Source organism: Photobacterium sp. TLY01, assembly GCF_021432065.1.
Lineage (GTDB): Bacteria > Pseudomonadota > Gammaproteobacteria > Enterobacterales > Vibrionaceae > Photobacterium > Photobacterium halotolerans_A.
Window position 1 is genome coordinate 2,707,215 of sequence record NZ_CP090364.1, and the last position, 25,482, is coordinate 2,732,696.

At 53.3% G+C, this 25,482-nt stretch carries 24 protein-coding genes; 5 read left to right on the forward strand and 19 right to left on the reverse strand.

Annotated elements, in window-relative coordinates:
- Positions 1 to 94: 94 nt before the first annotated feature.
- The 3 genes from LN341_RS12635 to rppH are packed head-to-tail and all read right to left on the reverse strand — an operon-like array spanning position 95 to position 3,688.
- Entirely contained in the window at positions 95 to 895 is an 801-nt protein-coding gene (locus LN341_RS12635) for a sulfite exporter TauE/SafE family protein (protein ID WP_234203482.1), read from the reverse strand.
- Positions 892 to 3,147, reverse strand: a complete 2,256-nt coding sequence (gene ptsP, locus LN341_RS12640) for a phosphoenolpyruvate--protein phosphotransferase (RefSeq protein WP_234203483.1) — start codon at positions 3,145 to 3,147, stop codon at positions 892 to 894. Before ptsP ends, LN341_RS12635 begins: the two co-directional genes overlap by 4 nt.
- Before the next feature lie 19 nt (positions 3,148 to 3,166).
- A complete protein-coding gene (rppH, locus tag LN341_RS12645) occupies positions 3,167 to 3,688 on the reverse strand; it encodes an RNA pyrophosphohydrolase (RefSeq protein WP_046219005.1) in 522 nt (173 codons plus the stop codon).
- Positions 3,689 to 4,320: 632 nt separating this feature from the next.
- Here rppH and mutH point away from each other — a divergent pair.
- Positions 4,321 to 5,001, forward strand: a complete 681-nt coding sequence (gene mutH / locus LN341_RS12650) for a DNA mismatch repair endonuclease MutH (protein ID WP_046219006.1) — start codon at positions 4,321 to 4,323, stop codon at positions 4,999 to 5,001.
- Between the two features lie 11 nt (positions 5,002 to 5,012).
- On the opposite strand, the gene LN341_RS12655 is transcribed toward mutH, so the two are convergent.
- Complete coding sequence (locus LN341_RS12655) at positions 5,013 to 5,315, reverse strand: DUF6482 family protein (protein ID WP_046219007.1); 303 nt, start codon at positions 5,313 to 5,315, stop codon at positions 5,013 to 5,015.
- A 164-nt stretch (positions 5,316 to 5,479) separates the two neighbouring features.
- On the opposite strand from LN341_RS12655, the gene LN341_RS12660 reads away from it, so the two are divergent.
- Positions 5,480 to 6,514: an NADP(H)-dependent aldo-keto reductase gene (locus LN341_RS12660; RefSeq protein ID WP_046219008.1), complete on the forward strand. Its 1,035-nt coding sequence runs from the start codon at positions 5,480 to 5,482 to the stop codon at positions 6,512 to 6,514.
- Positions 6,515 to 6,601: 87 nt separating this feature from the next.
- Here LN341_RS12660 and LN341_RS12665 read toward each other — a convergent pair whose 3' ends face one another.
- Both LN341_RS12665 and LN341_RS12670 read right to left on the reverse strand, forming a co-directional pair.
- The gene (locus LN341_RS12665) at positions 6,602 to 6,847 is read right to left on the reverse strand and encodes a hypothetical protein (protein ID WP_046219009.1); all 246 of its coding nucleotides are present in this window, start codon (positions 6,845 to 6,847) and stop codon (positions 6,602 to 6,604) included.
- Positions 6,848 to 7,281: 434 nt separating this feature from the next.
- Complete coding sequence (locus tag LN341_RS12670; RefSeq protein WP_120511650.1) at positions 7,282 to 8,163, reverse strand: LysR family transcriptional regulator; 882 nt, start codon at positions 8,161 to 8,163, stop codon at positions 7,282 to 7,284.
- 101 nt (positions 8,164 to 8,264) lie between these two features.
- Between LN341_RS12670 and LN341_RS12675 the strand changes: the two genes are divergently transcribed.
- Complete coding sequence (locus LN341_RS12675; RefSeq protein WP_234203484.1) at positions 8,265 to 8,690, forward strand: PACE efflux transporter; 426 nt, start codon at positions 8,265 to 8,267, stop codon at positions 8,688 to 8,690.
- 9 nt (positions 8,691 to 8,699) lie between these two features.
- Here the strand turns inward: LN341_RS12675 and LN341_RS12680 are convergent, their stop codons facing one another.
- From LN341_RS12680 to xerD, 7 genes are all read right to left on the reverse strand, one after another.
- A complete protein-coding gene (locus LN341_RS12680; RefSeq protein ID WP_234203485.1) occupies positions 8,700 to 10,028 on the reverse strand; it encodes a sigma-54 dependent transcriptional regulator in 1,329 nt (442 codons plus the stop codon).
- 195 nt (positions 10,029 to 10,223) lie between these two features.
- On the reverse strand, positions 10,224 to 10,631 hold the full coding sequence (locus tag LN341_RS12685; protein WP_234203486.1) for a hypothetical protein: 408 nt from the start codon (positions 10,629 to 10,631) through the stop codon (positions 10,224 to 10,226).
- 216 nt (positions 10,632 to 10,847) lie between these two features.
- Entirely contained in the window at positions 10,848 to 12,350 is a 1,503-nt protein-coding gene (gene lysS, locus LN341_RS12690; protein WP_046219014.1) for a lysine--tRNA ligase, read from the reverse strand.
- A 31-nt stretch (positions 12,351 to 12,381) separates the two neighbouring features.
- Positions 12,382 to 13,480, reverse strand: a protein-coding gene (gene prfB, locus LN341_RS12695) for a peptide chain release factor 2 (RefSeq protein WP_144408980.1) whose coding sequence is annotated in 2 segments (ribosomal slippage) — positions 12,382 to 13,404 and positions 13,406 to 13,480 — 1,098 coding nt in all. Because the reading frame shifts where the segments join, the coding sequence is not laid out codon by codon here.
- A 176-nt stretch (positions 13,481 to 13,656) separates the two neighbouring features.
- Positions 13,657 to 15,384 carry a single-stranded-DNA-specific exonuclease RecJ gene (gene recJ / locus LN341_RS12700; protein WP_234203487.1) on the reverse strand — a complete coding sequence of 576 codons (1,728 nt, stop codon included), beginning with the start codon at positions 15,382 to 15,384 and terminating at the stop codon, positions 13,657 to 13,659.
- Between the two features lie 186 nt (positions 15,385 to 15,570).
- Positions 15,571 to 16,293 (reverse strand): bifunctional protein-disulfide isomerase/oxidoreductase DsbC, encoded by a 723-nt coding sequence (gene dsbC / locus LN341_RS12705; protein WP_046219016.1) that lies wholly within the window; start codon positions 16,291 to 16,293, stop codon positions 15,571 to 15,573.
- Positions 16,294 to 16,492: 199 nt separating this feature from the next.
- Positions 16,493 to 17,347, reverse strand: coding sequence for a site-specific tyrosine recombinase XerD (gene xerD, locus LN341_RS12710; protein ID WP_234205043.1), 855 nt, complete (start codon positions 17,345 to 17,347; stop codon positions 16,493 to 16,495).
- Positions 17,348 to 17,557: 210 nt separating this feature from the next.
- Between xerD and fldB the strand changes: the two genes are divergently transcribed.
- Positions 17,558 to 18,076, forward strand: coding sequence for a flavodoxin FldB (gene fldB / locus LN341_RS12715; protein WP_192015546.1), 519 nt, complete (start codon positions 17,558 to 17,560; stop codon positions 18,074 to 18,076).
- Between the two features lie 47 nt (positions 18,077 to 18,123).
- Here the strand turns inward: fldB and LN341_RS12720 are convergent, their stop codons facing one another.
- The 4 genes from LN341_RS12720 to LN341_RS12735 all read right to left on the reverse strand — a co-directional run bounded on the left by LN341_RS12720 (position 18,124) and on the right by LN341_RS12735 (position 21,851).
- Positions 18,124 to 19,125: an isopenicillin N synthase family oxygenase gene (locus LN341_RS12720; RefSeq protein WP_046219019.1), complete on the reverse strand. Its 1,002-nt coding sequence runs from the start codon at positions 19,123 to 19,125 to the stop codon at positions 18,124 to 18,126.
- Positions 19,126 to 19,230: 105 nt separating this feature from the next.
- Positions 19,231 to 20,010, reverse strand: coding sequence for an ABC transporter permease (locus LN341_RS12725; RefSeq protein WP_234203488.1), 780 nt, complete (start codon positions 20,008 to 20,010; stop codon positions 19,231 to 19,233).
- 9 nt (positions 20,011 to 20,019) lie between these two features.
- Positions 20,020 to 20,847: an ABC transporter ATP-binding protein gene (locus LN341_RS12730; protein ID WP_234203489.1), complete on the reverse strand. Its 828-nt coding sequence runs from the start codon at positions 20,845 to 20,847 to the stop codon at positions 20,020 to 20,022.
- A gap of 2 nt (positions 20,848 to 20,849) precedes the next feature.
- Positions 20,850 to 21,851: an ABC transporter substrate-binding protein gene (locus LN341_RS12735; protein WP_234203490.1), complete on the reverse strand. Its 1,002-nt coding sequence runs from the start codon at positions 21,849 to 21,851 to the stop codon at positions 20,850 to 20,852.
- A 574-nt stretch (positions 21,852 to 22,425) separates the two neighbouring features.
- Between LN341_RS12735 and LN341_RS12740 the strand changes: the two genes are divergently transcribed.
- The gene (locus LN341_RS12740) at positions 22,426 to 23,778 is read left to right on the forward strand and encodes an amidohydrolase family protein (protein WP_234203491.1); all 1,353 of its coding nucleotides are present in this window, start codon (positions 22,426 to 22,428) and stop codon (positions 23,776 to 23,778) included.
- 85 nt (positions 23,779 to 23,863) lie between these two features.
- Here the strand turns inward: LN341_RS12740 and brnQ are convergent, their stop codons facing one another.
- Positions 23,864 to 25,174 (reverse strand): branched-chain amino acid transport system II carrier protein, encoded by a 1,311-nt coding sequence (brnQ, locus tag LN341_RS12745; protein WP_144408981.1) that lies wholly within the window; start codon positions 25,172 to 25,174, stop codon positions 23,864 to 23,866.
- Between the two features lie 52 nt (positions 25,175 to 25,226).
- On the reverse strand, positions 25,227 to 25,397 hold the full coding sequence (locus tag LN341_RS12750) for a hypothetical protein (RefSeq protein WP_234203492.1): 171 nt from the start codon (positions 25,395 to 25,397) through the stop codon (positions 25,227 to 25,229).
- Positions 25,398 to 25,482 lie beyond the last annotated feature (85 nt).

The following is a 25,482-nucleotide window of genomic DNA, read 5'->3' on the forward strand; positions in this document are numbered from 1 at the left end:
TCAACATACTCGTGGTTAATCAATAAAGAAGTTCACGGCGGTACAGCATGTGCCCACAATGAAAAGTCATGTCAGTCCCCGTGACTGACCCGAGTTAAAACAACATTTTGCCACCCACAAATAACAAAAAGATGGCAAAAATCTTTTTCAGGGTCTGAGTTGGCAGATGGCTGACCAGACGCGCACCGTATCGCGTGGTCAGCACAGAGGTACATACCACACCCATCAGTGCCGGCAGATACACATACCCCAGGCTGTAAGGTGGCAGGCTGTCATCACCACTGCCGGCGACAATAAATCCGGCCATGCCGGCTATCGCAATTATGGAACCGCAGAAAGCAGCGGTCCCGATAGATCGGCGCATTTCAACGCCATACCAGCTCAGGTAAGGCACGGTCAGCGAACCGCCACCGATTCCCGCCAAGCTGGCCACCAGACCAATCACACTGCCACTGGCCGCAATGGCCGCCCGGCCCGGTATAGGATGACACCCTGTGACTTTCAATGAGAGCAGCATTTGCAACGCCAGTAAAAGCACAATACCAGCAAATATCCTGGGCAGCCAATCCGCAGGCACCCACTCGGCCACCGCACTTCCGGCAATGCCCCCCAATACCATACCCGGTGCCAGTAACCGGACCAGGGAAACATCCACATTTCCCAGCCGCAAATGGCTGCGTGCCGAAGAGCCGGACGTCAGCACAATACAGGCCAGCGAGGTCGCCAGTGCAATGTGCATAACAAGTCCCGGCTCGATACCGGTTTGCGGTAACATCCAGACTAAAGCGGGGACAATGAGTAATCCCCCGCCAATACCCAGCAAACCAGCCATCAGGCCGACCACAGCCCCCAGCCCCAGGCACATCAGGAGCAGCCATACCATATCCGGCATCATTTACCTGCCCGGATGAAACCACCCATGCCGCGTTGTTCGACAAACGCGGTAGCCATTTGCCTGACATCCTGGCCGAAGGTCGCCTGTAATGCCTGCTCAGCAAGCTGTGTCATATCAGCCAGACTGGCATGACGGAGAACATATTTAATTTTGGCAACATTGCGGGTATTCATACTTAATGAGCGGTATCCCATGCCAACCAGAAGTATGGCCCCCAGCGGATCACCCGCCAGCTCACCACACACACTGACCGGGATTGATAAAGCTCGACTGGTATCCTGAATGTGTTTCAGGGCCTGAATGACTGCCGGGTGGAACGTATCATAGACACTGGCTACCCGGGAATTGTTCCTGTCGACCGCCAATAAATATTGCGTTAAGTCATTGCTGCCTACCGAAATAAAATCAACCCGCCCTTTCAGGGCCGGCAGCTGATAGACAATCGAAGGGACCTCAATCATGATGCCCAGTTTTGGCCGCTTGAGCACTTGCCCTTTACTGGCCGCGTACGCGGACACTTCATGAAAAGCACGTTCAATCAAGGCCTTCGATTCATCCAGCTCAGGAATACCGGAAATCATGGGCAGGAGAATGTCCATGTTATCCAGACCAATGCTGGCCTTGAGCATAGCCCTGACCTGAATGAGGAAAATTTCAGGATGATCCAGGGTAAAACGAATCCCCCGCCAGCCCAGAAAAGGGTTGTCCTCTTCAATGGTGAGATAGGGCAACGGTTTATCGCCGCCGATGTCTAAGGTGCGCATCACCACAGATTTACCCGGGTAAGAAGCCAGAATCGAGCGGTACTGTGCCGCCTGCTCTTCTTCTGAAGGAAAACTGCGCTGCATTAAAAACGGAACTTCAGTCCGGTACAAACCGACACCATCCACCCCTTTATTGACCGCGATATTGGTGTCAGCACTTAATCCGGCATTCAGATACAGATAAATCCTTTCCTGATCTTCGGTTTCCGCCGCTTTATCCAGATCCTGTTCAACCAGTGCCGTGAGTTCATTTTCTTCTTTCAGCAGCCGCTTATATTCGGCCAGGATCTGACGATTGGGTTCAATGAGCAAATCGCCGCGATAGCCGTCCACCACCACCAGGGCGTTGTGAACTTTTTCCGGGATAAAATCAACGCCCATGATGGCAGGAATGCCCAGCGCCCGGGAAAGGATCGCGGCGTGAGAGTTGGCGGCACCTTCCTGAGCCACCACAGCAGCCAGTTTATCACGCGGAATACTGGCCAGCATGGCCGCGGTCAGCTCCCGGGTCAGCAGGACAATCGGGGCATCCCACTGGTGCTCAACCCCTTCTTCGTTATGGAGGAAAAACAGCAGGCGCTGGCCAAGTTCGCGAATATCGTGCGCCCGTTCACGCAGATAGTCATCTTTCATATTGGCAAAGCGGACCGAGTAAGCCTCGACGGTCTGCCTCACGGCCCATTCGGCCTGATCGCCACCCGCAACTTTGGCAAACAGATCCTTACGCAGCATGGGATCATTGAGCAAATGGCTGAACAGATCAAAAATCGCCAGTGTGTCTTTGTGCAGCTCGCTGTCAAAGCGTTTACGCAGCCGGCGAAACTCATTACTCGCCATCTCAATGGCAATGCTCAGGCGTTCCTGCTCAAATTCTCTGTCCAGGCAGGAGGCCGGCGACACGGCTTCCAGCCGGGGCTGATTGTCATCCCACCAGGCTTTCGCAATGGCCACCCCAGTCGATGCGGCGGAACCTGTCAGATGCAGACCATCGCGCTGACCGGGCCACATTCCCTGCGCTTTGGCATGCGCCAGAATCACCGCCAGCTGTGCGGCCAGTGTCACCATGAAGGATTCTTCACTTTCAGTGAATTCACGCATATCACGTTGCTGGATCACCAATACGCCGAGGACTTTGCGCTGATGGATAATAGGGGTGCCGAAAAAGGAGCGGAAGGTTTCTTCGTTGGTTCCCGGGATATGTTTGAAGTTGGGGTGCTGGCGGGCATCGGCCACATTGACAGGTTCAGCCTGACGGCCCACCAGACCGACCAGACCTTCATCAAACCCAAGCCCGACCTGATAGGAAGGTTTGGTCAGCCCCTGGGTTGCCATGAGCATATATTGCTTACGGTGCTCATGAACAATGTAGACTGAGCAACACTCAGTCTTCATTGCCTGGCAAATACTGACGACCAGCAGATCCAGCGCCTCGAGTAATGTCGGCGCGCTGGCAACTTTCTCTACAATTTCTCTTAGCTGGGTCAGCATAAGCGTTACTTTCCCTAGGTTAACTCCGCTTGTGTTTACGTTTTAACTTGCGTTCCTTGCGCTCCTTGAAAGGCATCGCCATCGCCGCGAACTCTTTCAGCGCCCGGCGATAAACATCCCGTTTGAAGGACACAACCTGACGAACCGGATACCAGTAGCTGACCCAACGCCAGCCATCAAACTCCGGTGTATTGCCACGTTGCATATTCACCTTAGACTCATCGCATTCCAGACTCAGCAAAAACCATTTTTGCTTTTGTCCGATACAAACTGGTTTGGAATCCCACCTTACCAGACGTTTCGGTAATTTGTATCGCAGCCAATGGCGGCTGGATGCCAGAATCCTGACGTCTTTTTTGGTCAGACCCACTTCCTCATACAGTTCACGGTACATCGCTTGTTCCGGGGTTTCCCCTTCATCAATACCGCCTTGTGGAAACTGCCAAGAGTGTTGTCCATATCGTCGAGCCCAAAATACCTGGCCATGGCTGTTACAGATAACTATCCCCACATTAGGGCGATATCCATCGCCATCAATCACTGGACGACCTCAAGTAAAAATATCAATTAACAGTGATTTTTTCACAGAATGAGCCTCAGGGTAAACATTCATTGTCATCAATCACTGTTTTTTCCTACCTAGCACTCACTTTATGGATAACTTAAGGGGAGTTCGGAGGTTATAAACAAAGAAATGAGACTTCTCCCACATTTATTCACGCTTTCTGTGGATAGTTATGTGTAGAAGCTCTTTTATTGTCCATTTAATCAACAATAAAACAGGATCCTGACAATTGCCACCAGAGCAAATCAATAATTTAAAATACATTAAAATCAATACCTTATGACAAGTATCACTTAAAACCATCACGAAAACATTACCCGCCAGTCTCAGGATCATCGCGACTGGTCAAAGATCAACCACCCCAGGCTTTATCCACACCCCTCAATAAGAAATGGTCAAATCATCGCCATCAGAGCGTTCAAATACTGCGCAAAGCCCTGTATAAAAGCCCAGCTCAGACAATATTCACATTGTTCAAAAAAGTACCTGTGGATATCTTGCGTTCAGGATCCTACAACGGCACCTTGATCAAGCAGTAAGTCATTCACCCGCACAGCGCGCCAAATGTGTTAAAATGCCGAGTCAAATTGTCAAAAAGTAGCCATCCAATGCCCATTTCCAGACAACCCGCTCCGACCTCAGAATCTGAACTCCTCAGCCGGGCACAGGCACTGGCCGGTTTCACGCTGGGAGAGCTGGCTGAGCAGGCCGGACAAATCACACCACCGGATTTACGCCGGGATAAAGGCTGGGTCGGCCAGTTACTGGAATGGCATCTGGGCGCAACGGCAGGCAGTCAGCCCGTTCCTGATTTTGCTCATTTAGGCATTGAACTCAAAACCATCCCCATCAGCCACCAGGGTAAACCGCTGGAGACCACCTTTGTCTGTGTAGCCCCGCTGATTGGCTTACAGGGTGTGAACTGGGAAAACAGCCATCTCCGGCATAAACTCGCCCGGGTTCTGTGGATACCGGTTGAAGGGGAACGTGAAATCCCGCTGTCAGAACGCCATGTCGGCTCGCCGCTCTTATGGAGTCCCTCTGCCGAAGAAGAAGCCAGATTACGCCAGGACTGGGAAGAGCTGATGGAACTGATCGTGCTGGGAAAAGTGGAACAGATCACCGCCCGCCACGGCGAAGTCCTGCAACTGAGGCCGAAAGCTGCCAACAGCAAAGCGCAAACCGATGCGTACGGCGCAGACGGGCACCCGATCAAAACCCTGCCGCGGGGCTTTTATCTCAAGACCCAGTTCACCGCCGAGCTGCTCAAACGCCATTTTATGCTCTGACACAGCACGGTTCAGACATTGATGATCATGTCATCCTGACAACACTCAGGTTTGCCATCCAGTGAGAATTCATCATGAGGATCAATTGTCCTGAGCGTGATCGACTTGATTCCAAGTGGCCGCAGAAAATCCCTCACCTGCTCCATGGTCTGAAAATGCAGCATATTGTCATCTTCATCCTTTAACGGTTCCAGATGATGTTTATATTCAACTTCCATCAAATAATCTGCACGACCGGCGTAACTGGTCAGTACACACTTAGGGACTTCTTCGCCGGGTGATTTCACCCAGTGTTTGAATTGGGACAGTTTCATGATCACACCTTTTCAAGGGAACTATATTAACTATGTGCGAACATTTGCCTGCCGGCAAGGCTTGAATATATAAACGATGAGATAACTGCTTCATTTTACTGTGTCTTCTCAGTCACTCTTTCCTAGGTTATAGTCAAAGGGAATTTGCGGTCCAAGGAGGGCAAATGAAATACCATAAGATCCCCCATTCAAGCCTTGAAGTCAGCCAGATTGGCCTGGGCACCATGACTTTTGGTGAGCAGAATACTGAAGCCGAGGCACACAGTCAGCTCGATTTTGCGCTGGAGCGTGGTATCAATCTGATTGATACGGCAGAGATGTACCCGGTGCCGCCAAAGGCGGAGACTCAGGGGCTGACCGAAGCCTATATCGGCAGTTGGCTGAAGAAATCAGGCAAACGCGACCAAGTGATTCTGGCGACCAAAGTCGCCGGCCCCCGGAATGTGCCCCACATCCGTGACAACATGGCACTCGACTGGCGTAACATTCACGAAGCGGTTGAAAACAGCCTGGAAAGATTGCAAACCGACTATATCGATCTGTATCAGCTGCACTGGCCGCAGCGAGAAACCAATTGCTTTGGCAAACTGAATTATCCTTATCCGGACACAAATACCGGTGTCACGCTGACCGATTCCCTCGAAGCGCTCGCTGAGCTGGTGCGGGCAGGCAAAATTCGCTATATCGGCTTGTCGAATGAGACTCCATGGGGGGTGATGTCTTTCCTGCGTCTGGCAGAGAAACATGACTTGCCGCGGGTGGTGACTATTCAGAACCCCTATAACCTGCTCAACCGCAGTTTTGAAGTGGGTCTGGCCGAAATCAGCCATTATGAAGGGGTCAAACTGCTGGCCTATTCACCAATGGCCTTCGGCACGCTGAGCGGCAAATACCTCGACGGCAAAAAGCCTGACGGTGCACGCTGTTCGCTGTTTGACCGTTTTGTCCGTTATTTCACGCCGCAAGGTGTGGCTGCCACAGAAGCCTATGTCAAAGTGGCCAGAAAACACGGTTTAGACCCGGCGCAGATGGCCCTGGCCTTTGTGAACCAGCAGCCGTTTAATGCCTCAACCCTGATTGGTGCCACCAGCCTGGCTCAGCTTGAAGCCAACATCGACAGCCTGTCGCTGGAACTCAGTGCAGAAGTCCTGGCAGACTTAGAACAAGTCGGCATCACCTATTCAAATCCCTGCCCTTAAGCGCATGTATCCCGCAAAAAAAAGCCCCCACCGAAGTGGGGGCTGTCCGTGTTTGTCAGACCTTACTCCGCAGAGCAAGGCCTGAGATTACGTCAGACTTCGCCACCGCAACGCTCGCCTCAGATGACGTGTTTTACGGCTGGCTCGCAGACCGACCAAAGCGGAATCCACGCGCAAGTCTTTGTCGATCCCCATATCTTTGAGAATATGTGGCGATAAATGTGGCAGATGAACCTGCATACGTCGGTGTTCGCGACGCCATGCTTCTTCTTCACGGTGTAAATCCAGACGAATAAGTAAAACAGCAAAACGTAAATAGACTGATTGGCGCATGAGTGTACTCTCCAGGTTGATAAAATGGAGGGACGCAAATACGACCGTTTTCAGGCTGACAACATACTAGCCGCGACAGACGTATCCGCGGCCCATTTACAGAGTGTATTACTGTAAAAAATTACTCAGATCGATGATCTCAGTGCTGATGGGAAGTGTGATCCTTAACACCAGCAGGACGCAGACATTTAGTATTGAATGTGCTCATTGTGTGTTCCTCCTGGTTATAAGATAGAAAGATGTGATATGAGGGTTATTCTTGCCTGATAGTGCATCAAAAACAAGAAGTTATTTTGCATAACACAATAAAAAGGGAAATACTCCATTCAATGCACATGCTAGTCGGCTAAGCCAGATAGATTATTTCATTTAGCTTAAAATACCAGCGTATTCCTCTTTCACAGTACAGCGACCATTCAGCTAGCCTGTTTCCGTCAGGACAACTTCATGGTTTTCATCATCGCCAGCAGCGCTCTGCCCGCCGGGCCCAAGGCATGCTGACTGCTCCATGCCAGATCTATCGGCTGCTTCCATGCCTGTGCCTCAAAGGCCGGCTCCAGCTTGACGACATGCCCGGCCTGCACTTTTTCCCTGACCATTTCAGCCGGCAAGACTGTCCAGCCGATACCCCGCTGAACCAGTTCCAATGCTGACAGAATATGCTCAGTTCGCCAGATAGCATCAGACACCCGCCATTCTTCACTATCCTGGCCATAGCGGCCTGTCAGTAGGATCTGGCGATGCTCCCGAAGATCGTTCCAGTTCACTGAACGCTGAGCCGCCAGCGGATGCTTGCTGGCGGCCACGCACCAGAGATCAACCTGACCTAATCCATGCACAATGATATCCGGATGCAGAAAAGACAGCTGTACCATGAGAGCAAGCTGAGCACGGCCTTCTTTTAGCAACTTCAGGACATCACCGGTACCGACGGTAAGAATCTCAACTTCGACCAACGGAAACCGGACTTCAAATGGCTCGAGCACATCGGACAGGGCCGGCAGCATCGCCATCGATTCAACAACCAGAGTGAGTTTAGGTTCGATCCCCTGCTGAAAGCTGTCCGCAGCCACTTGCAGTTCTCCGCACTGTGCCAATACCCTGCGCGCTTTTAGCAGCAAGGCTTCGCCCGCTGGTGTCAGCCGCGGCTTTTTACCGCTGCGGTCAAACAAGATCAGATTAAAGTCCAGTTCCAGATTTGCAACCGCGGTACTGACAACAGACTGCGCCTTTCCCAGCTTGCGCGCTGCTGAAGAAAACGAACCGGTTTCTGCGGCGCACACAAACGCTCTGAGTTGCTCCAGTGAAAACTGCATACCCAAGACCTATCTATAAAACAGATAATAACTAACTTTTATCTATCGATAATAGCATTAGGATAGCCCTCAGACTGATTCATTATTCAGAGGTTAGTAAAATGCGTACACAAAGAGACAGAATTCGTCATGCCATTGGTTTTGAAGCCATTGCGCTGATTCTGATCACCCTGGTGCTGAGCCAGCTGTTTGGATTTGATATGACAAAAATTGGTGTTTTGGGCGTTATTTTTTCTGTCATTGCGACATTCTGGAACTACGCCTATAACCTGCTGTTTGATCACGCCATGCTGAAATATAGCGGTCATCTGCATAAGCAGGCCCGTCACCGGATCATCCATGCTCTGGGCTTCGAGCTAAGTCTGCTGGTGATCACCCTGCCGATGCTGGCGTGGTGGATGGGCATTGGTCTCTGGCAAGCCCTGATCATGGACTTGGGTCTGGTCGTGTTTTATCTGGTCTATGCCTATGCCTATAACCTGGCGTACGACAAAGTGTTTCCCTTACCTGAAACAACGCACGCTTAAGTGCTTGAACTAAGAGTTCTGACCCAGATCCCGCGGCGGCGGGATCAGGTCATGTTTGTTGAGCAGCCGGTACATCGTGGCGCGGGATACACCAAGCTCGCGTGCTGCTGCTGAAATTTGTCCCCGGTTATTCTCCAGCACACTTAACAAGGCGCTGCGTTCTGACTCTTCCCGGATTTTTTTCAGGCTCTGCTTGTCATCGGCCTGCCTTGGCAGCTCAAGATGATCAGCCTCAATATTCTTCTGCTCTGTCAGCAGCACTGCCCGTTTTATTCGCCCGACCAATTCCTGTACATTGCCTGGCCAGTTATAGGTGGCTATGGCCTGTCTGGCATTATCAGAAAATGCTTTCACGCCGCAGTTATACTGGCGGGCATACTTGAGTAACAATGCATCGGCCAGCATCAGTAAGTCATCTCCACGCTCGCGCAGTGGCGGGACCGTCAGACTAAGGACATTCAACCGGTAGTAAAGCGCTTTGCTCAGCCGCCCTTCACTGACCAGAGTATCGAGCGGATAATGTGTCGCCGCGATTAGCCGGGGTTCAGCACTGACCTCAGAACCATTTTCCTTGGTAAAGCGCCCGTCCTGCAGCCAATGGACCAGTTCTTGCTGGCGATCCTGAGGTAAGGAGGTCACTTCATTGAGAAACAGCACACCGTCTCTGGCCGCCTCAAAACAGCACTCAGACTCGCTCCCCTTCATCGCCCAGCTCCGGCCGATACTTGAGCAATTCACGGCAACAAAACGCCCTTTGGCACGGGTGGATGCCTGAAAAATGGCTTCCGCGACCATTTCCTTGCCCGTCCCTATCTCGCCCTGAATCAAGACCGGCATGTCCGCCGCCGCCAGACGTTTGACATGCTGCAGCAGTTTTTTCATCACAGGCGTATTGCCCTGAAGTCCCTGCTGGCCGAAGTGACCCAGCTTGGGCCAGACTTTGCGTTCCAGTGTCAGCATGCCGCGCTGGTGGCCTAAGGTTTTCAGCAACTGGGACTCAGGAATCGGCGAGGTGAAATAATCGATACAGAAACTGACGATAAACTGGCAGACAGATTCGATACTGAGCTGTTCATCTCTGACCAGGGCCAGCCATCGCACCTGCTTGTGCCGGTTGACCAGACTGGCAATCGCCTGAAGACTGAAATCATCATGGCTGAGATCCACCACGCCCAGACAAGGGCCGGTTTCAAGTAATAAAGTTTCAGCGGCCCGCAGATCATGACAATGATGACAAATCCATCCGGCCTGCTTCAACGCATTCAGCCAGGGGATCGTGTGGCCCCCAAGCAACACCAGTTCACCGTGCCAGATGTCCTTGCGCGCATCCATTCCCATTCGCTCACCCATTTCACCGATTGCAAAACCCTGCAACGCCAGGTTGCAGCTGTGGTTCTGATATTAAAAATGCAAAACAGTATTCAACAAGTATAAGAGACAGGATCGCCAGATAACAAAAATATCACCTGTCATCAACAAAACAGGTGATATTTCCAGAAGAGCTTCAAGAGGATAAGGTTCAAAAACCGGAGATTAGGATTTTTTTGCCATACAGGCTTCGCTCGTCACCGGCTCACTGACAAAGCCGCCGGCGCCTGTGTACCAGAAGCGTACTCCCAGTCCCATGGCAATGGCCTCACCAAAATTCTCACAGGCGACATCAACCAGAGCAGGCTTCACTTTTGAGGCATCCAACTGCCAGTTCCACCGTGTACTGCGTAACTGGCGAATAATCGTTAACAGCGAGCGCTCACTGTCAAAATGGTACTGACGCACTTCGCCGCGGTCTCCCTCTGGCGGCACATCATTGAACTTAGTGAATTCTTGTTTCCACGCTTCAGGTAACGAGCCGACAAAGTCGGTCGGCGGTTGCGTCAGCGCCATGGAAGCGCAGCCACTGAGCCAGAGGGCACCCAAAGCAGGAAGGATCATTTTTTTCATTTATCAGCCTAACGTTGTTCACATCACCACAAAGCCTGAATTATGACACTTTACTCATAAACTCATCTATACCGGATAACAAAAAATGTTAAACATCGCTGAAATACATTTTACCTTTCAGACAGCGGTACGACTTCGCACGCTGGTGTCGCTTTGAAGTCATAAAAAAAGCCACTTCAACTGAAGTGGCTTAACCGGATTCATCGTCTCAGCGTCTTAGTTCTGCGGACGCATGGCCGGGAACAGGATCACGTCGCGAATGGTATGACTGTTGGTAAACAGCATCACCAGACGGTCAATCCCGATGCCCTGACCCGCCGTAGGTGGCAAACCGTGTTCCAGCGCGGTAATGTAATCCGCATCGTAGAACATGGCTTCATCATCACCGGCATCTTTGGCATCAACCTGGGCTTTAAAGCGCTGGTCCTGATCTTCGGCATCGTTCAGCTCCGAGAAGCCGTTGGCCACTTCACGGCCACCGATGAAGAATTCAAAACGATCGGTAATGAACGGATTGTCATCATTACGGCGCGCCAGCGGTGAAATATCAGCCGGGTATTCAGTGATGAAGGTTGGCTGCAGCAGTTTCGGCTCGGCCGTTTCACCAAAGATTTCTTCCAGCAGCTGACCGCAGGTCCAGAAAGGTTCAACCTGGATGTGCAGCGATTTCGCGATACCCACCATCAGGTCACGATCCTGCACCTGCTCGTACGTCAGGCCCTGAATCATCTCATGATCCGGGTTGTACTGCTTGATGGCTTCCAGCATGCTCAGACGCGGATACGGACCTTTAAATTCAATCACTTCATCGCCATATGGCAGACCGGTGGTCCCACACAGATCCTGTGCAATCGTGCTCAGCATGTCTTCGGTCAGATCCATCAGATCACGGTAATCCGCATACGCCATGTAGAATTCCATCATGGTGAATTCTGGGTTATGGCGCGGCGACAGACCTTCGTTCCGGAAGTTACGGTTGATTTCGAATACACGCTCGAAACCACCAACCACCAGACGCTTGAGATACAGCTCAGGGGCAACACGCAGGTACATATCAATGTCGAGCGCATTGTGATGGGTGATAAACGGACGCGCCGTCGCGCCACCCGGAATCACGTGCATCATCGGTGTTTCCACTTCCATGAAACCTTTGGTGGTCATGAACTGGCGAATTGCATTCACCACTTTGGAACGCATCAGCATGGTATTGCGTGAATCTTCATTGACGATCAGATCCACATAACGCTGGCGGTAACGCTGTTCCTGGTCAGTCAGACCATGGAATTTCTCAGGTAACGGACGCAGTGCTTTGGTCAGCAGTTGATACTCGTCAAAGTTTACGTACAGATCACCTTTACCGGACTTATGCAACGCCCCTTTCACACCGATGATGTCGCCGATGTCGAGACCTGAATATTTTTCCTTCAGCTCTTTTTGCACGTCTTTAGATGCATAAGCCTGAATCCGGCCGGACACATCCTGGATCGCCAGGAATGGACCACGCTTGGCCATAATACGACCGGCAATCGCCACAATATTGTTGGCTTCTTCCAGCGCTTCTTTGGTTTGATCACCAAAGGTCGCCTGCAGATCAGCGGCCAGGCTGTCACGGCGGAAATCGTTCGGATGGCCGTTTGCTTTGCAATCCTGACGAATGTGTTCCAGTTTCGCGCGGCGCTCTGCAATCAGTTTGTTTTCGTCTTGTACTTGTTCAGTCATGGTTAACCTTAGCAACAGTTCGGGGCCGGTATTAAAGACCGGATTTCAGACTAGCTTCGATGAAGCGGTCCAGGTCTCCGTCCAGCACCGCCTGGGTATTGCGGTTCTCGACACCGGTACGCAGATCTTTGATTCGGGAATCATCCAGCACGTATGAACGAATCTGACTTCCCCAGCCAATATCAGACTTCGCATCTTCATTCGCCTGTTTCTCGGCGTTCTGCTTCTGCATTTCGAGCTCAAACAGCTTAGCTTTCAGCTGTTTCATCGCCTGATCTTTGTTCTTGTGCTGAGAGCGGTCGTTCTGACACTGCACCACTGTGTTGGTCGGAACGTGGGTAATCCGGACCGCAGATTCTGTGGTGTTGACGTGCTGACCACCCGCGCCCGAGGCACGGTAGACATCAATCCGCAAATCAGACGGATTAATATCGATCGCAATATTGTCATCCACTTCCGGATACACGAACGCCGAAGCAAATGAGGTATGACGACGGCCGCCTGAATCGAACGGTGACTTGCGCACCAGACGGTGAACACCGGTTTCGGTCCGCAGCCAGCCGTAAGCATACTCACCGCTGATTTTCACTGTCGCCGACTTCAGCCCGGCCACATCACCTTCAGAGACTTCAATCACTTCGGTTTTGAAGCCCTTGGCTTCAGCCCAGCGCAGGTACATCCGCAGCATCATGGAGGTCCAGTCCTGGGCTTCTGTGCCACCGGAACCGGCCTGCAGATCGACATAACAATCAGAGCTGTCATGATCACCGGCAAACATACGACGGAATTCAAGCAGTTCCAGCTTGCTGACCAGCTCATCCAGTTCAGGACCTATCTCGTCAAAGGTTTCCTGATCGTTTTCTTCAATCGCCAGCTCCAGCAGACCTTCGACGTCTTCGACGCCCTGATCCAGCTGGTCAATCGTTTCCACCACAGCTTCCAGCGCTGCACGCTCTTTACCTAATGCCTGAGCACGCTCTGGCTCATTCCAGACATCAGGTTGTTCTAATTCTGCATTGACTTCTTCCAGACGCTCTTTTTTAGCATCGTAGTCAAAGGTACCCCCTAAGGATGTCGGTCCGTGCAGACACATCCTCAAGACGGTTTTTAATTGGATTAACTTCGAACATTGCCACTCTTCTTAGCCTTTTCGCCGAAACGGACATAACCGGAGGATTCTAGCGAATTGCGGCAGGAATAAACAGAGGATCACAAAACTTATCCAAAATTTAGGCGGTGATATTGACAGCCTGAATTTTCAGACGAATGAAAAACGGTGAAACCGGCGGTTTCACCGACAAACAGATTATACGGCTTCGAGGTGCTCAACCATCAGCTGAACGCTACGATTGCCGCGAAACTCGTTGATATCCAGACGATAAACCAGGTTGACCTGTTGTACCGAGGCATCCGGCCAGCGCCGGACATCAATATTGAACGCAATGGCATCGATCATGCTGCCGCCATCGACAGGTTCCAGCATCATTTTCAGATGTTTGCTGCCGACCAGACGCTGCTGCAGCAAACGGAAACGGCCGTCAAAGCTCGGTTCCGGGAACTGCTGCCCCCAGGGACCACCACCGCGTATCAGCTCGGCGGTCTCCATCGTCATCTCCTGTGCCGCCAGCTCTCCGTCGGTCAGCAAGATACCGCGCAGGGCAGACTCATCCAGCTCATCCCGCACCGCCTGATCGAAAGCTTTGCTGAATGCCTCAAACTGATCGGCGGCCAGCGTCAGCCCTGCGGCCATGGCGTGACCGCCAAATTTGAGGATCATCCCCGGATTGCGGGTGTCGATCCGATCCAGCACATCCCGCATGTGTAAACCGGGTATAGAGCGGCAAGATCCTTTGATTTCTCCCTCGCCCGCCGCCGCAAAAGCAATCACGGGGCGGTGATACAACTCTTTGATCCGCGATGCAAGGATGCCGATCACCCCCTGATGCCAGTCGGCCTGATACAGTGCCAGTCCGTAGGGCATGTCTTTTTTGCTGAATTTCAAACGCTCGCAAATCGCCAGCGCCTCTTCTTTCATGCCCTGTTCAATTTCTTTTCGCGTCTGGTTCAAACCGTCTAACTCAACTGCCATGCGCCGCGCCGATTGAATGTCCTCGCACAACAGCAGCTCAACACCGAATGACATGTCATCAAGACGACCTGCAGCATTAATCCGTGGCCCCAGCGCGAAACCCAGATCGCTGGCCACCAGCCGGGACGGATCGCGATTTGCCACCTCAATCAGCGCCCGAATCCCCGGCCGGCACTGACCGGCACGAATGCGCTGCAGGCCCTGATGCACCAGAATCCGGTTATTGCCATCCAGCGCGACCACGTCAGCCACTGTGCCCAGCGCCACCAAATCAAGTAAGCCGGCCAAGTTGGGTTCAGAGATCCCCTGCTCAACAAACCAGTTTTGCTGGCGCAGCGCCGCCCGCAATGCCAGCATCAGATAGAAGGCCACCCCAACCCCGCACAGCGCTTTGGAGGGAAAATCACAGCTGTGCAGATTCGGATTAACAATCGCATCGGCGGCAGGCAGAACATCTCCCGGCAAATGGTGATCGGTCACCAGCACCCGGATACCTTTCTCTTTTGCAGCGGCAACCCCGGCTACTGATGACACACCGTTATCCACCGTCATGATGATTTCCGCGCCACGGGCAGCGGCCTGCTCAGCCACATCCGGACTCAGGCCATAGCCGTCATCAAAGCGGTTTGGCACCAGATAATCAACATTGCGGCACCCTAACTGGCGCAGCGCCAGAACAGAGAGCGCAGCGCTGGTGGCGCCATCGGCATCGAAATCGCCCACGACTATGATGCGCTTATGGTCACGCAATGCCTCAATCAGCAGATTGACGGCCGCATCAATGCCATTGAGTTTGTCATAGCTGTGCAGCCCCTTGGCGCCCCGCTCCAGATCTGTGTCCGTGCGTAAGCCCCGGCTGGCATAAATACGCTTCAGCAAAGGGGGGATCTCAGAGGAAAAGCCTGAGGTATCCGCTTCAGGACGACGCTTGATTTCAATTTTCATTAGACGACTTCATGGCGATTGGCTGATGGGGAAAATAAGCGGGTGTTATATCAAAAAACCATGCCGGCGGGTACCCGAACAGGGTAATCCAGCATTGGCCTCACAAGCTGGCGCTGACAAGAGAGCATGCGCCAAAACGCAACAGCCCGCGAAATCTGCGGGCTGTTGGTCAACTGACACAATCAATTAACTGCGGCTGTTGAGAAATTGCAGCAAGCGGCTGGCCGGTTGATAGCCAGGCAGCATCGTGCCGTCTTCCAGCACCAGTGCCGGCGTGCCTGTTACGCCCATGGCCACTCCCAACTGATAGTGTTTCATCACCAGCGAGTCATTGTGCGGGCTTTGCTCAACATTCAGCTTGCCTTTTTTGGCGTCATCCATGGCCTGGGCGCGATCTTTCGATGCCCAGATGGCACTCATTTCGCCGAAGTTCTGTGAGCGTTCGCCACCACGCGGGAATGCCAGATAACGGATGGTGATCCCGGCATCGTTATACGCCTGCATTTCACTGTGCAGTTTACGGCAATAGCCACAACTGGTATCGGTAAACACAGTCACCACGTATTTTTCCTCTTTGGCCGGATAGACGATCATTTCGCCTTCCATACCTTTGAGTTTGTCTTTGTTGATTGAGGCCATTTTCTGTTCAGTCAGATTAACCGGCTCACCGTTCACCGACTGATACAGATGACCGGCCACAAAATACTGACCGTCATCAGACATATAAATAATACCGCGTTCGGTCACCACCTCGTTCATGCCCTTGAGCGGAGATGGCGTCACTGACGCTGCAGTCAGGCCCAGCGGGTTTAACGTCGCTTCAATGGCACGGGTATCCGGCTCGGCACTGACAGAAAAAGCCGTGAGCACAGCCAGTGCAGCAAGCAGGGGACGACGGGGAAATGGCATGAAAACATCCTTAACAAATCGTTGGCAGTTCAGGGGTAGCCCCTGTGAATACTATACAGACCCTTTGAGTCCGCCCATCTTTCAAAGTTCAGTCTCAAAAGGCAAGTGATTTCATAATCCGGTGGTGCTGTCGCGTGATGATTGGGATCTTTGCCCCACTCAGCACTGACCGAAGTGTAACAAAAGTTCACGGAAGCACTCAGGCCCGGGGATGATGCTCCTGATGCAGTTGCTTCAGACGCTCGGTTGCCACATGAGTATAGATCTGGGTGGTCGATAAATCACTGTGACCTAACAGCATTTGCACCACCCTGAGGTCTGCACCGTAATTGAGCAAATGGGTGGCAAACGCATGACGCATGACATGTGGCGACAAAGTATCAGCATCAATCCCGGCCAGCACCGCGTAATGTTTAATCCGGTGCCAGAAAGTCTGACGCGTCATCTGACGGGCACGCTTGCTCGGAAACAGGACATCGGAGCTGACCTCGCCCAACAGATAAGGTCGCCCCTGCTCCAGGAACGTTTCGATCCACTCCATCGCCTCTTCTCCCATAGGCACCAGACGTTCTTTGTCTCCTTTACCTGTCACGCGGACCACGCCCTGACGCAGGCTGACGTTGTCCATCCGCAGGCTCACCAGCTCAGTGACCCGCAGACCGGTGGCATAGAGCAGCTCCAGCATGGCTTTATCGCGCAGCTCCAGCGGATCATTGACATCTGGTGCGCCCAGCAAGGCACTGACCTGATCTTCGGTAATATCTTTCGGCAAACGCTGCGGCAATCTGGGGCTGTGCAAAATGGCACTGGGATCATCTTCTCTGAGTTTTTCACGGTGAAAATACTGAAACAGCCGCCGCAGCGCCGAGGTCATTCTGGCCCGGGAGCTCTGCTTAAAATCTTGCTCAAACAGCCATTGCTGGTAATCCTGCAGATCGCCGGAATCTAAGGACAACAGCGACTGGCTGCGTGCATCCAGCCACTGCTGCAGCTTCATTAAATCATTACGGTAGGAAGACAGGGTGTTGGCCGACAGCCCCCGTTCCATCCACATCGCATCTAAAAAGCGCTCGATCAGGGCGATATCATTCTTGGTTTCCACGTCGCGCCGCTCCCAAAACATCTGGATATAAACACAGTATATTGCAGCATAGTACTGAATTTCTCCTGCAATGTAACTAGGTGCGCTCGCTTGAAGGATGCACCCAAGCGCCTGACAGGGTAAAATCAGCGCAAATTAGTTGCCACCCCAGGAAATATCAGTATGAAAATCGGCCTGTTTTACGGCTCGACCACCTGCTATACCGAAATGGCCGCGGAGAAAATCCGCGATTGCATCGGCGGCGAGCTGGTTGAGCTGCACAACATCAAAGAAGCGGCGCTCAGCGAGATGAACCAGTATGATCTGCTGATCCTGGGCATCTCGACCTGGGACTTTGGTGAACTGCAGGAAGACTGGGAAGCGGTCTGGAATCAACTCGATGGCCTGACACTGACCGGAAAAACCGTCGCCCTGTTCGGTTTAGGCGATCAGGAAGGCTACACAGAATGGTATCTGGATGCCATGGGCATGTTACATGACCAGCTACTGCCGACCGGCGCCCAGTTTGTCGGCTACTGGCCCAATCAAGGCTACAACTTTGAAGCGTCAAAAGCCCTGACCGAAGACAAAAGCTTATTTGTCGGACTGGCGCTCGATGAGGACAGCCAGTACGAACTCAGTGATGAGCGCATCCAGCAATGGTGCGAGCAGGTACTGACCGAGTACGGTGATTCACTCTAATCCAATCACTGCCGCCCGGCATCATACGGGCGGCAGTGTTTTCTGGCTTACTCCGCTGTTTTTGCCGAAAAATTCGCATTCATCCTCAGCTTGAGATATTCCGCCGCAGTTATGGGCGGATACTTACCCTGCGGCCCCTGAATCACCACATCCTTGTTGGCCTGACAGAAGAAAGCCAGGCTGTAGCGGGAGTGCTGATTCTCATGCGGATTCGGCATTCTGACCCGGTGCAGGGTTGATTTCAGCTGATCATCACTCCAGCGCATCAGCATGTCACCGATATTACAGGTGATGAGATCTGCCTGTGGCACCACATTACACCAGAGCGGCTGATGCCGGGCATCTTTCCCGGCAGCGACTTGTAACCCGCCCTGATTGGCCTGCTGAAAAACCATCGTCAGGCAGTCGAAATCCGTGTGAGCGCCGGCGCGCCAGTGATTCTCCCCTTGCGGCATTTCCGCCACCGGCAAGTAATGCAGCAGCCGCAGTGTACTTTGATAATGCTCAGAGTCAGGCTGATGCACCCGCATAAAGAAGTCGCGCTCAAAACCTAACTTATCCGCAAAACAGGACAGAATATCCATACCCAGCCGCCAGGCCTGACGTTCAAAATCGAGCATAACCGGCTGAAAATCAGCCACGTCATCCGGTTCAGGCCATAGGCCTGCCATGTGCGGTAAGGTGATCTGGTACGACTCTTTCTGATCTGCCGTCCCTGTTGACGGCCGCACCTGAGCTTTGAATTCCCAGCCGGCATTCAGACCGTCTTTCAGCGGGTAAGCCTGCTTTTCCGCTGTGCTGAGCGCGAAAAATTGCTCGCTGGTTTCAAATGCGCGCTCAATGTCATGCAGCGCGATCCCATGATTTTTGACCTGGAAAAAACCGACCTCAGTCGCCGCCTGCCACAATGCTTCCGTGATAGCATCGCGTCTGTCCTCAAAGTCGCTGAGATCAATGACAGGAATGTTAACCTGGTCTGATTCCAGCCCGCGCTGGCCCAGGGTCGATTCCACGTTCAGCTCATCCAGTTCATATACTGATGGTTTCATTTCTTTCTCCAATCATCGGCTTTCGCCCGTATTGGAGCAATGCCAGACAGGTGCGAAAATCCGTCACCCTGCCCGCCGCTTCTACTCCGTGAATAATCCTGTGCGTCACAGCTCTTTTTCAGCGGGTAAGCTCCAGGCAAACCAGTATTTCTGCACCCAGTGGATGGCTTTGAACAGCACCATGCTGACCAACGACAGGAACACCAATGCCGCGAAGGCCTGCGGGATCTTAAAATAAGAGGTGGAAAACTGAACAAAGTATCCCAGCCCTTTTTCTGCCGCGACAAACTCGGCGATCACTGCCCCTATCACCGCCAAGGTAATAGCGACCTTAATGCCGCTGAACAAATGCGGAATGGCATAAGGAAGACGGATCTGCCAGATCGTTTTGCGTGTCGGTACATTGAGCGATTTCGACAGTTCTACCAGCTCTGGCGGGGTGGCCAGCATCCCTGTGGTTGCCGACACCACCAGCGGAAAGAAAGTGATCAGACAGGTAATGGCCAGCCGCGGCGCATCTCCGGTGCCTAAAATCACAATCAGCAACGGCGCGATCGCCACCACAGGCGTCGACTGGATCACCACCAAGAGCGGAAACAGGGCTTTGGTCAGAAAAGGAGATCGCACCATCACAATCGCCAGCGGGATGCTGATCAGCAGCGAGATACCGAACCCCAGCAGCGCAACCCGGAGCGTGGCATACAGGTTATCCAGCCAGCGATCCAGCGGCACCTCAAGAAATGCGCTCACGATGGCCGAAGGGGCCGGCAAGATGAATGAGGGGATCGCGAACACGCGGCACACCAACTCCCACACAGGCAAAATCGCCAGCATCGCCAGAACCGGCAGGCTGTCTTTCAGCCACTCAGATACGGCTCGTTTCATCATCTCTCCTCAGGCCACAGGCCGGATACAGGTGGCAGGTTTGGGCGCGACACCCTTGTCTGTCTCCGGCAACTCGGCCGGACGGTAAAAGTGTTCGCGGATCTTGCCGGTATAGCGGCCAAAAAGCGGGTGCTTGATGGAATCCAGCGTCCGGGGCCGGGGCAATTCGATAGGGATTTCTTCCAGCACTGTGCTTGGCCGCGGCCCCATGACCAGCACCTTGTCTGCCAGCAGCACCGCCTCGGAAATCGAGTGGGTGATGAAGAGTACGGTTTTCGGCTTCTCGGCCCATAACCTCAGCAGCTCAAAGCCCATTTCTTCCCGGGTCAGGGCATCGAGTGCCGAGAAAGGTTCATCCATGATCAGGATATCGGGATCGAGCAACAATGCCCTGGCGATGCCTACCCGCTGCTGCATGCCGCCCGACAACTGATCCGGCCGGCTGTCGGCAAAATCGGCCAGACCGACTTTCCTCAGCAGGTTGCGGGCAAATTTTCGGTCTTTATTCGAGACCCCGCCGTACTTGTGGTAAATCGGAAACAGGGTGTTATCCAGTACATTTTTCCACGGCAGCAAAGTGGGCTTTTGGAAGACAATGCCAATATCTTCTCTGGGCTCACGCACTTCCCGGCCAAAAATCTCCACCTGGCCTTCTGTCGGACTCAGCAAGCCGGACAGCAAGCGCAGCAAGGTCGACTTGCCGCACCCCGACGGTCCAACGATCGCCACAAATTCGTGGCGGTTAATATCAAAGCTGACGTTATCCAGCACCTGAGTGGATTGCCGTCCTGAGCAATAAACATGGCTGATCTGACGGAATGAAACAAAGGGGTTCATGCTTATTCCTCCGGCAAGAAATCACGGCTGATGGCGGACTCAGGATCAAAGCTGGCTTGCTCCAGCTGCTGCGCCTGAGCCGTCCACTGCCAGGTAGATGCCAGACGTGCAGGGGCGAAATGGCCCATACCATCGCGCTCGCTGACCTCGTTATAGACCAGCCCCCTGATGGATTTGATGGTATCTGCCGCCTGTTGTGGATCGACATCCGGCACGCTGGCGTGTACATCCGCGCCACTCTGCTCGGGATGTGCCCAGGTATAGGCTACCGATTTGGCATAAGCGGCGACAAAGCGTTTGGCGACCTCAGGACGCGCTTTGAGAAAGCGCTCGCTGGCAATCACGGCGGTAGAATAAAATTCCAGACCGGCGTCATGCCAGGGTAAAACTGTGAGCTGTTTTCCCACTTGCGCCGCCTGGGCCTGATTTTTCACTGTGTCAGTGATCCAGGAGATCATCACTTCGGCCTTGCCCGTGATCAGCATCGGATTGAGTGCGCCCGGATCGGCTTTCAGCACAGTCACACTGTCTTCGGCGATGCCGTTTTTACGCAGCAGCAAAGGCAGAAAAACATTGGCCGAGGTAAACGGTGAGGTGGCAATCGTGGTATTGGCCACATCCCGGACCGACTTAACCTGGCTGTCACTCAGGACATAAAAGGCATACGGGGCTTTACTGAACACCGAGTAAATCGCTTTCACCGGCACATTATCGTTGGCTTTGGCGACCAGCAGGGACACCAGATCAGACAGGCCGACATCGGCGGCACCAGTGGCCAGCTTGGTGATGGCATCGGTCGAGCCTTTCCCCTGCCGGATTGTGACATCCAGCCCGGCCTCTGCAAAAAAGCCCTGCTCGACACCAACATAAACCGGCGCTTTATCGCCGCCGGGCAGCCAGTCGAGCTGAAACGTGACCTTATCGATTGCATAGCTGGCCTGAGCAGATACCAACAGAATGGCAGCCAGTGTCATACGGCTGAGTGTCTGTGAAGTCGTTTTCATTGCTTTCTCCGTGTCATCCATTGCACCTGGGAAAAGTAGCGATGACACAGCGTGTGGAGCCGCACTGTGCATCGCACTTATTGAGCAATGTCCCGGGATCTTTCCCTAACCGCTTCTACTCAACACTGAACCTTGCTGCTGCCAGCCGTGCTGACAATCAACAACAAGGTTAAGGCAAACACCATGCCAGCCTGTATGCAAAGCAAGACAGCACGACAGACATTCCTTAATTTACATAGCGTTAACAAAGATGACACCAGACAGCCGCGCGCCAGCAGCACACAAACCCGATACAAACCAGCGCACTGCACTGGTGCATTACCCGCAGTCGATGCGTTGTTGTTGTGCATAAAACGTCCAGCTCAGCCTTGCCCTCCGCCGTCAGGACCAGGCGCTCGCGCACCCGGCAGACTGGCGCAAGATTTGCTTTGGGATACAGTCAGCGAACAGGCTCACGGGCCGTCAAGCAACGCGCGAAGTACTCACAAGCGATCAACGATCAACTCATACACCGAAGAGTAGAAGCGGTCAGGGAGGTTACCCGGGACATTGCTCAGACGAGGAAAGTGAACCGATGAACTATCTGATAAAAGGCGCTTGCGCCATTTTCGGCCATGATGCCACGGCCAGCGATATTCGCATCCAGCAGGGCTATATCACTGAAATCGGCTGCCAGCTTAGCCAGTTACCGGGTGAGAGCTGCATCCAGGCCCGCGATTGTGTGATTTATCCCGGGCTGGTCAACAGCCATCACCACATTGCGCAATCGATCCTCAAAGGGATCCCGGCCGGACTGAATCAGCCGCTTGGCGACTGGCTGGCCAGCGTGCCATACCGTTTCTGGCCGCAGATCACGCCGGAGATCATGTACGCCGCCGCCTGTCTGGGCTTTAGTGAACTGCTGCGCTCCGGCACCACGACCTGTGCCGATCATCATTATCTCTATCATGCAACGACCAGCCCGGAGCTGGAGGCCGCGGTCTGGCAAGCCGCAGAGGATGTGGGCATCCGGCTGGTACTCTGCCGGGGAGGCGCAACCCGCCAGGGCAGCCACAAAGGCATGCGCAGCAGCCCGGTCGAACCGGAATCCATCGCCCAGTGCCTCACCCGACTCGATCAGTCCCGCTCGCGCTATCACCAGCCCGGCGGGGATGCGATGCGCAAACTGGTCGTCGCGCCGACCAGCCTGGTGCACTCTTCCTCGCCGGCCGATTTACGGCTGCTGGCAGAGTTTGCCCGCAGTCATGGCCTGAAAATGCACTCGCACTTGCTCGAAGTCCATTTTGATGAGGTTCAGGCGCAGCAGAACTACCGGATGAGCGCGGTGGACTATGCCGAAAGCTGTCACTGGCTGGGCGAAGATGTCTGGTTTGCCCACCTGGTACAGGCCAATGAGCGGGATATCGCCACACTGGCCGGCAGCAGGACAGGAATTGCCCACTGCCCGACCTCCAACTGCCGTCTCGGCAGCGGCATTGCCCCTGTGATCCGCATGGCTCAGGCCGGGATGCCAATCAGCATTGGGGTCGACGGTTCAGCATCTTCAGAGTCCGGTTCGATGATCCAGGAACTCAACCTGACCTGGCTGCTGCACAGAGCACAGCAGGGGGCTGAGGCAACGAACCTGGAAACCGTGCTGAAATGGGGCACGGAAGACGGCGCCAGGCTGCTCGGACTGGATAAAGTCGGCAAACTGGCGGTCGGCTACGCAGCCGATCTGGTGATCTACGATCTGCGGGCGCCCCGCTTCGCGGGCTGCCATACCCCGTTGCTGGCTCCGATCCTGTGCGGCGAGCCCGTCGATATCAAATATACCTTTGTGCAGGGCCGGCCTGTGGTCAACAACGGTGTGCCTCAGCTTGACCCGCATCAACTGGCCAGCCAGGCCAGAGCAGCAATCCAAGATCTGCTCAGGCGAGTCGCCTGATCCACCGTCGTCGTATGCAGGTGGCAAAAAAAAACGCCCCGGTGCAAACCGGGGCGTTCAGATAAAACAGATTGCAGCAGACGGTTTAAGCCGTTTGTGCTTTGGCCTCACAGATGTCTGCCCGGAAGAAGCGGGTGACCACCAGTGCCAGCAAGGTCGGCGTTGTCCAGGCCATGCCGTAGTCAAACATTGGCAGGAAGCTCAGGAATGACATATCCAGGCCGATCACTTTGCCCGCATCAATCAGGCTGAAGATCAACGAAACCAGCAGTACCACACGGTAGGCCAGACGCGGGTTTGGCAGCCAGCGACGGACAAAGGTCAGAATCACCAGGGCCACAGCCACAGGATACAAAGCAAACAGCACAGGCACCGACAGGCTGATCAGCTGGTTCAGGCCGACATTGGCCACCACACCACAAGTCACAGACAGGATCACGGCCCAGGTTTCATAAGACAGACGGGTCAGCGAGCTGAAGTAATCCGAACAGGCACTGATCAGGCCAATCGCCGTGGTCAGACAGGCCAGCATCACAATCGCCGACAGAATATACTGTCCGACAGGACCAAACAGCGCCAGTACATAACCCGCCAGAATCGCACCGCCATTGGCCGCGCCATCCGCGACAGCCGCACTGGTGGCTCCCAGATAGAACAGGGAGATGTAGACAAACGCCAGGCCCGCTGCCGCAATGACACCGGCCATCATCAGATACTTGCAGGTTGCTTTCTCATCCGTGATACCTTTGTTACGGATCACATCAACAATCAGCATGCCGAACATCAGCGCGGCAAAGGTATCCATGGTGTTATAGCCTTCAAGGAATCCTTTGGTGAACGCCATATTGACATAATCACCCTGTGCGGCCTGAATCTCGCTTTGCGGGTTCAGGAATACGGCCACAGCCAGAATAGCCAGCACGGCAAAGAGCGCCGGGGTAAGCAGCTTACCGATGGAATCGATCAACCTGCCGCGAGACCATGCAAAGAACAGTGCCAGCCCAAAGAAGGCAACAGAGAAAATGGTCAGGCTGGTTTGTCCACCATCGGCAATAAAAGGTTTGACCGCCATTTCGTAGGCCACAAGACCCGTACGAGGCGCCGCAAAAGCAGGACCGATGATGATAAAGATAAGAACGGCCATCAGCGTTGCCAGCTGAGGCGGCAGATCTCGGGTCAGCCCTTTCCAGCCGCCGCCGGCAACAGCCACGGCTATGATGCCGATCAGCGGCAAGCCGACTGCCGTCGACAGGAAACCAAACATCGCTGGCAGCAGGTTATCACCTGCACTTAAACCGGCCTGGGGCGGGAAAATAATATTTCCGGCACCCAGGAAGAAGGCGAAGGTCATAAAACCTATCGCAAAAATATCTGAAACCTTGAGTGTGTTATTCAAACTGCACCTTCCCACTCGTCTATTGTTATGTTGTGTTAGCATTTATGGTTTATTACTGAGATATATCACTACATCCAGCAAAAGAGGCAGCATAATGAAGCAAAAGAATGTCAGTGACAACCTCACAGCCAAAAACACCACTTTCTTCGGATTGATAGCCAAAAAACCAAAATAAACACCCAATTTCTTGGTTATTACAAGAGCCATATACTAAAACAAACATTGCTCACAAAACATCCAACACAGAACATTAAACCATCAAGGTGGCAAACTTTACAGTCTTTGGCCGCAATTCAACCCTGGATAAG

Bases quoted from the DNA above. Each gene is read 5' to 3' on its own strand.
- LN341_RS12655 (WP_046219007.1), bottom strand. From the start codon at position 5,315: ATGAAACTGTCCCAATTCAAACACTGGGTGAAATCACCCGGCGAAGAA.
- dsbC (WP_046219016.1), bottom strand. From the start codon at position 16,293: ATGCCATTTCCCCGTCGTCCCCTGCTTGCTGCACTGGCTGTGCTCACG.
- LN341_RS12725 (WP_234203488.1), bottom strand. From the start codon at position 20,010: ATGAAACGAGCCGTATCTGAGTGGCTGAAAGACAGCCTGCCGGTTCTG.
- recJ (WP_234203487.1), bottom strand. From the start codon at position 15,384: ATGAAAATTGAAATCAAGCGTCGTCCTGAAGCGGATACCTCAGGCTTT.
- lysS (WP_046219014.1), bottom strand. From the start codon at position 12,350: ATGACTGAACAAGTACAAGACGAAAACAAACTGATTGCAGAGCGCCGC.
- LN341_RS12675 (WP_234203484.1), top strand. From the start codon at position 8,265: ATGCGTACACAAAGAGACAGAATTCGTCATGCCATTGGTTTTGAAGCC.
- ptsP (WP_234203483.1), bottom strand. From the start codon at position 3,147: ATGCTGACCCAGCTAAGAGAAATTGTAGAGAAAGTTGCCAGCGCGCCG.
- LN341_RS12635 (WP_234203482.1), bottom strand. From the start codon at position 895: ATGATGCCGGATATGGTATGGCTGCTCCTGATGTGCCTGGGGCTGGGG.
- LN341_RS12720 (WP_046219019.1), bottom strand. From the start codon at position 19,125: ATGAAACCATCAGTATATGAACTGGATGAGCTGAACGTGGAATCGACC.
- LN341_RS12660 (WP_046219008.1), top strand. From the start codon at position 5,480: ATGAAATACCATAAGATCCCCCATTCAAGCCTTGAAGTCAGCCAGATT.
- LN341_RS12670 (WP_120511650.1), bottom strand. From the start codon at position 8,163: ATGCAGTTTTCACTGGAGCAACTCAGAGCGTTTGTGTGCGCCGCAGAA.
- fldB (WP_192015546.1), top strand. From the start codon at position 17,558: ATGAAAATCGGCCTGTTTTACGGCTCGACCACCTGCTATACCGAAATG.
- LN341_RS12730 (WP_234203489.1), bottom strand. From the start codon at position 20,847: ATGAACCCCTTTGTTTCATTCCGTCAGATCAGCCATGTTTATTGCTCA.
- xerD (WP_234205043.1), bottom strand. From the start codon at position 17,347: ATGTGGATGGAACGGGGGCTGTCGGCCAACACCCTGTCTTCCTACCGT.
- LN341_RS12740 (WP_234203491.1), top strand. From the start codon at position 22,426: ATGAACTATCTGATAAAAGGCGCTTGCGCCATTTTCGGCCATGATGCC.
- LN341_RS12680 (WP_234203485.1), bottom strand. From the start codon at position 10,028: ATGGGAATGGATGCGCGCAAGGACATCTGGCACGGTGAACTGGTGTTG.
- LN341_RS12735 (WP_234203490.1), bottom strand. From the start codon at position 21,851: ATGAAAACGACTTCACAGACACTCAGCCGTATGACACTGGCTGCCATT.
- LN341_RS12685 (WP_234203486.1), bottom strand. From the start codon at position 10,631: ATGAAAAAAATGATCCTTCCTGCTTTGGGTGCCCTCTGGCTCAGTGGC.
- LN341_RS12665 (WP_046219009.1), bottom strand. From the start codon at position 6,847: ATGCGCCAATCAGTCTATTTACGTTTTGCTGTTTTACTTATTCGTCTG.
- LN341_RS12750 (WP_234203492.1), bottom strand. From the start codon at position 25,397: ATGTTTGTTTTAGTATATGGCTCTTGTAATAACCAAGAAATTGGGTGT.
- mutH (WP_046219006.1), top strand. From the start codon at position 4,321: ATGCCCATTTCCAGACAACCCGCTCCGACCTCAGAATCTGAACTCCTC.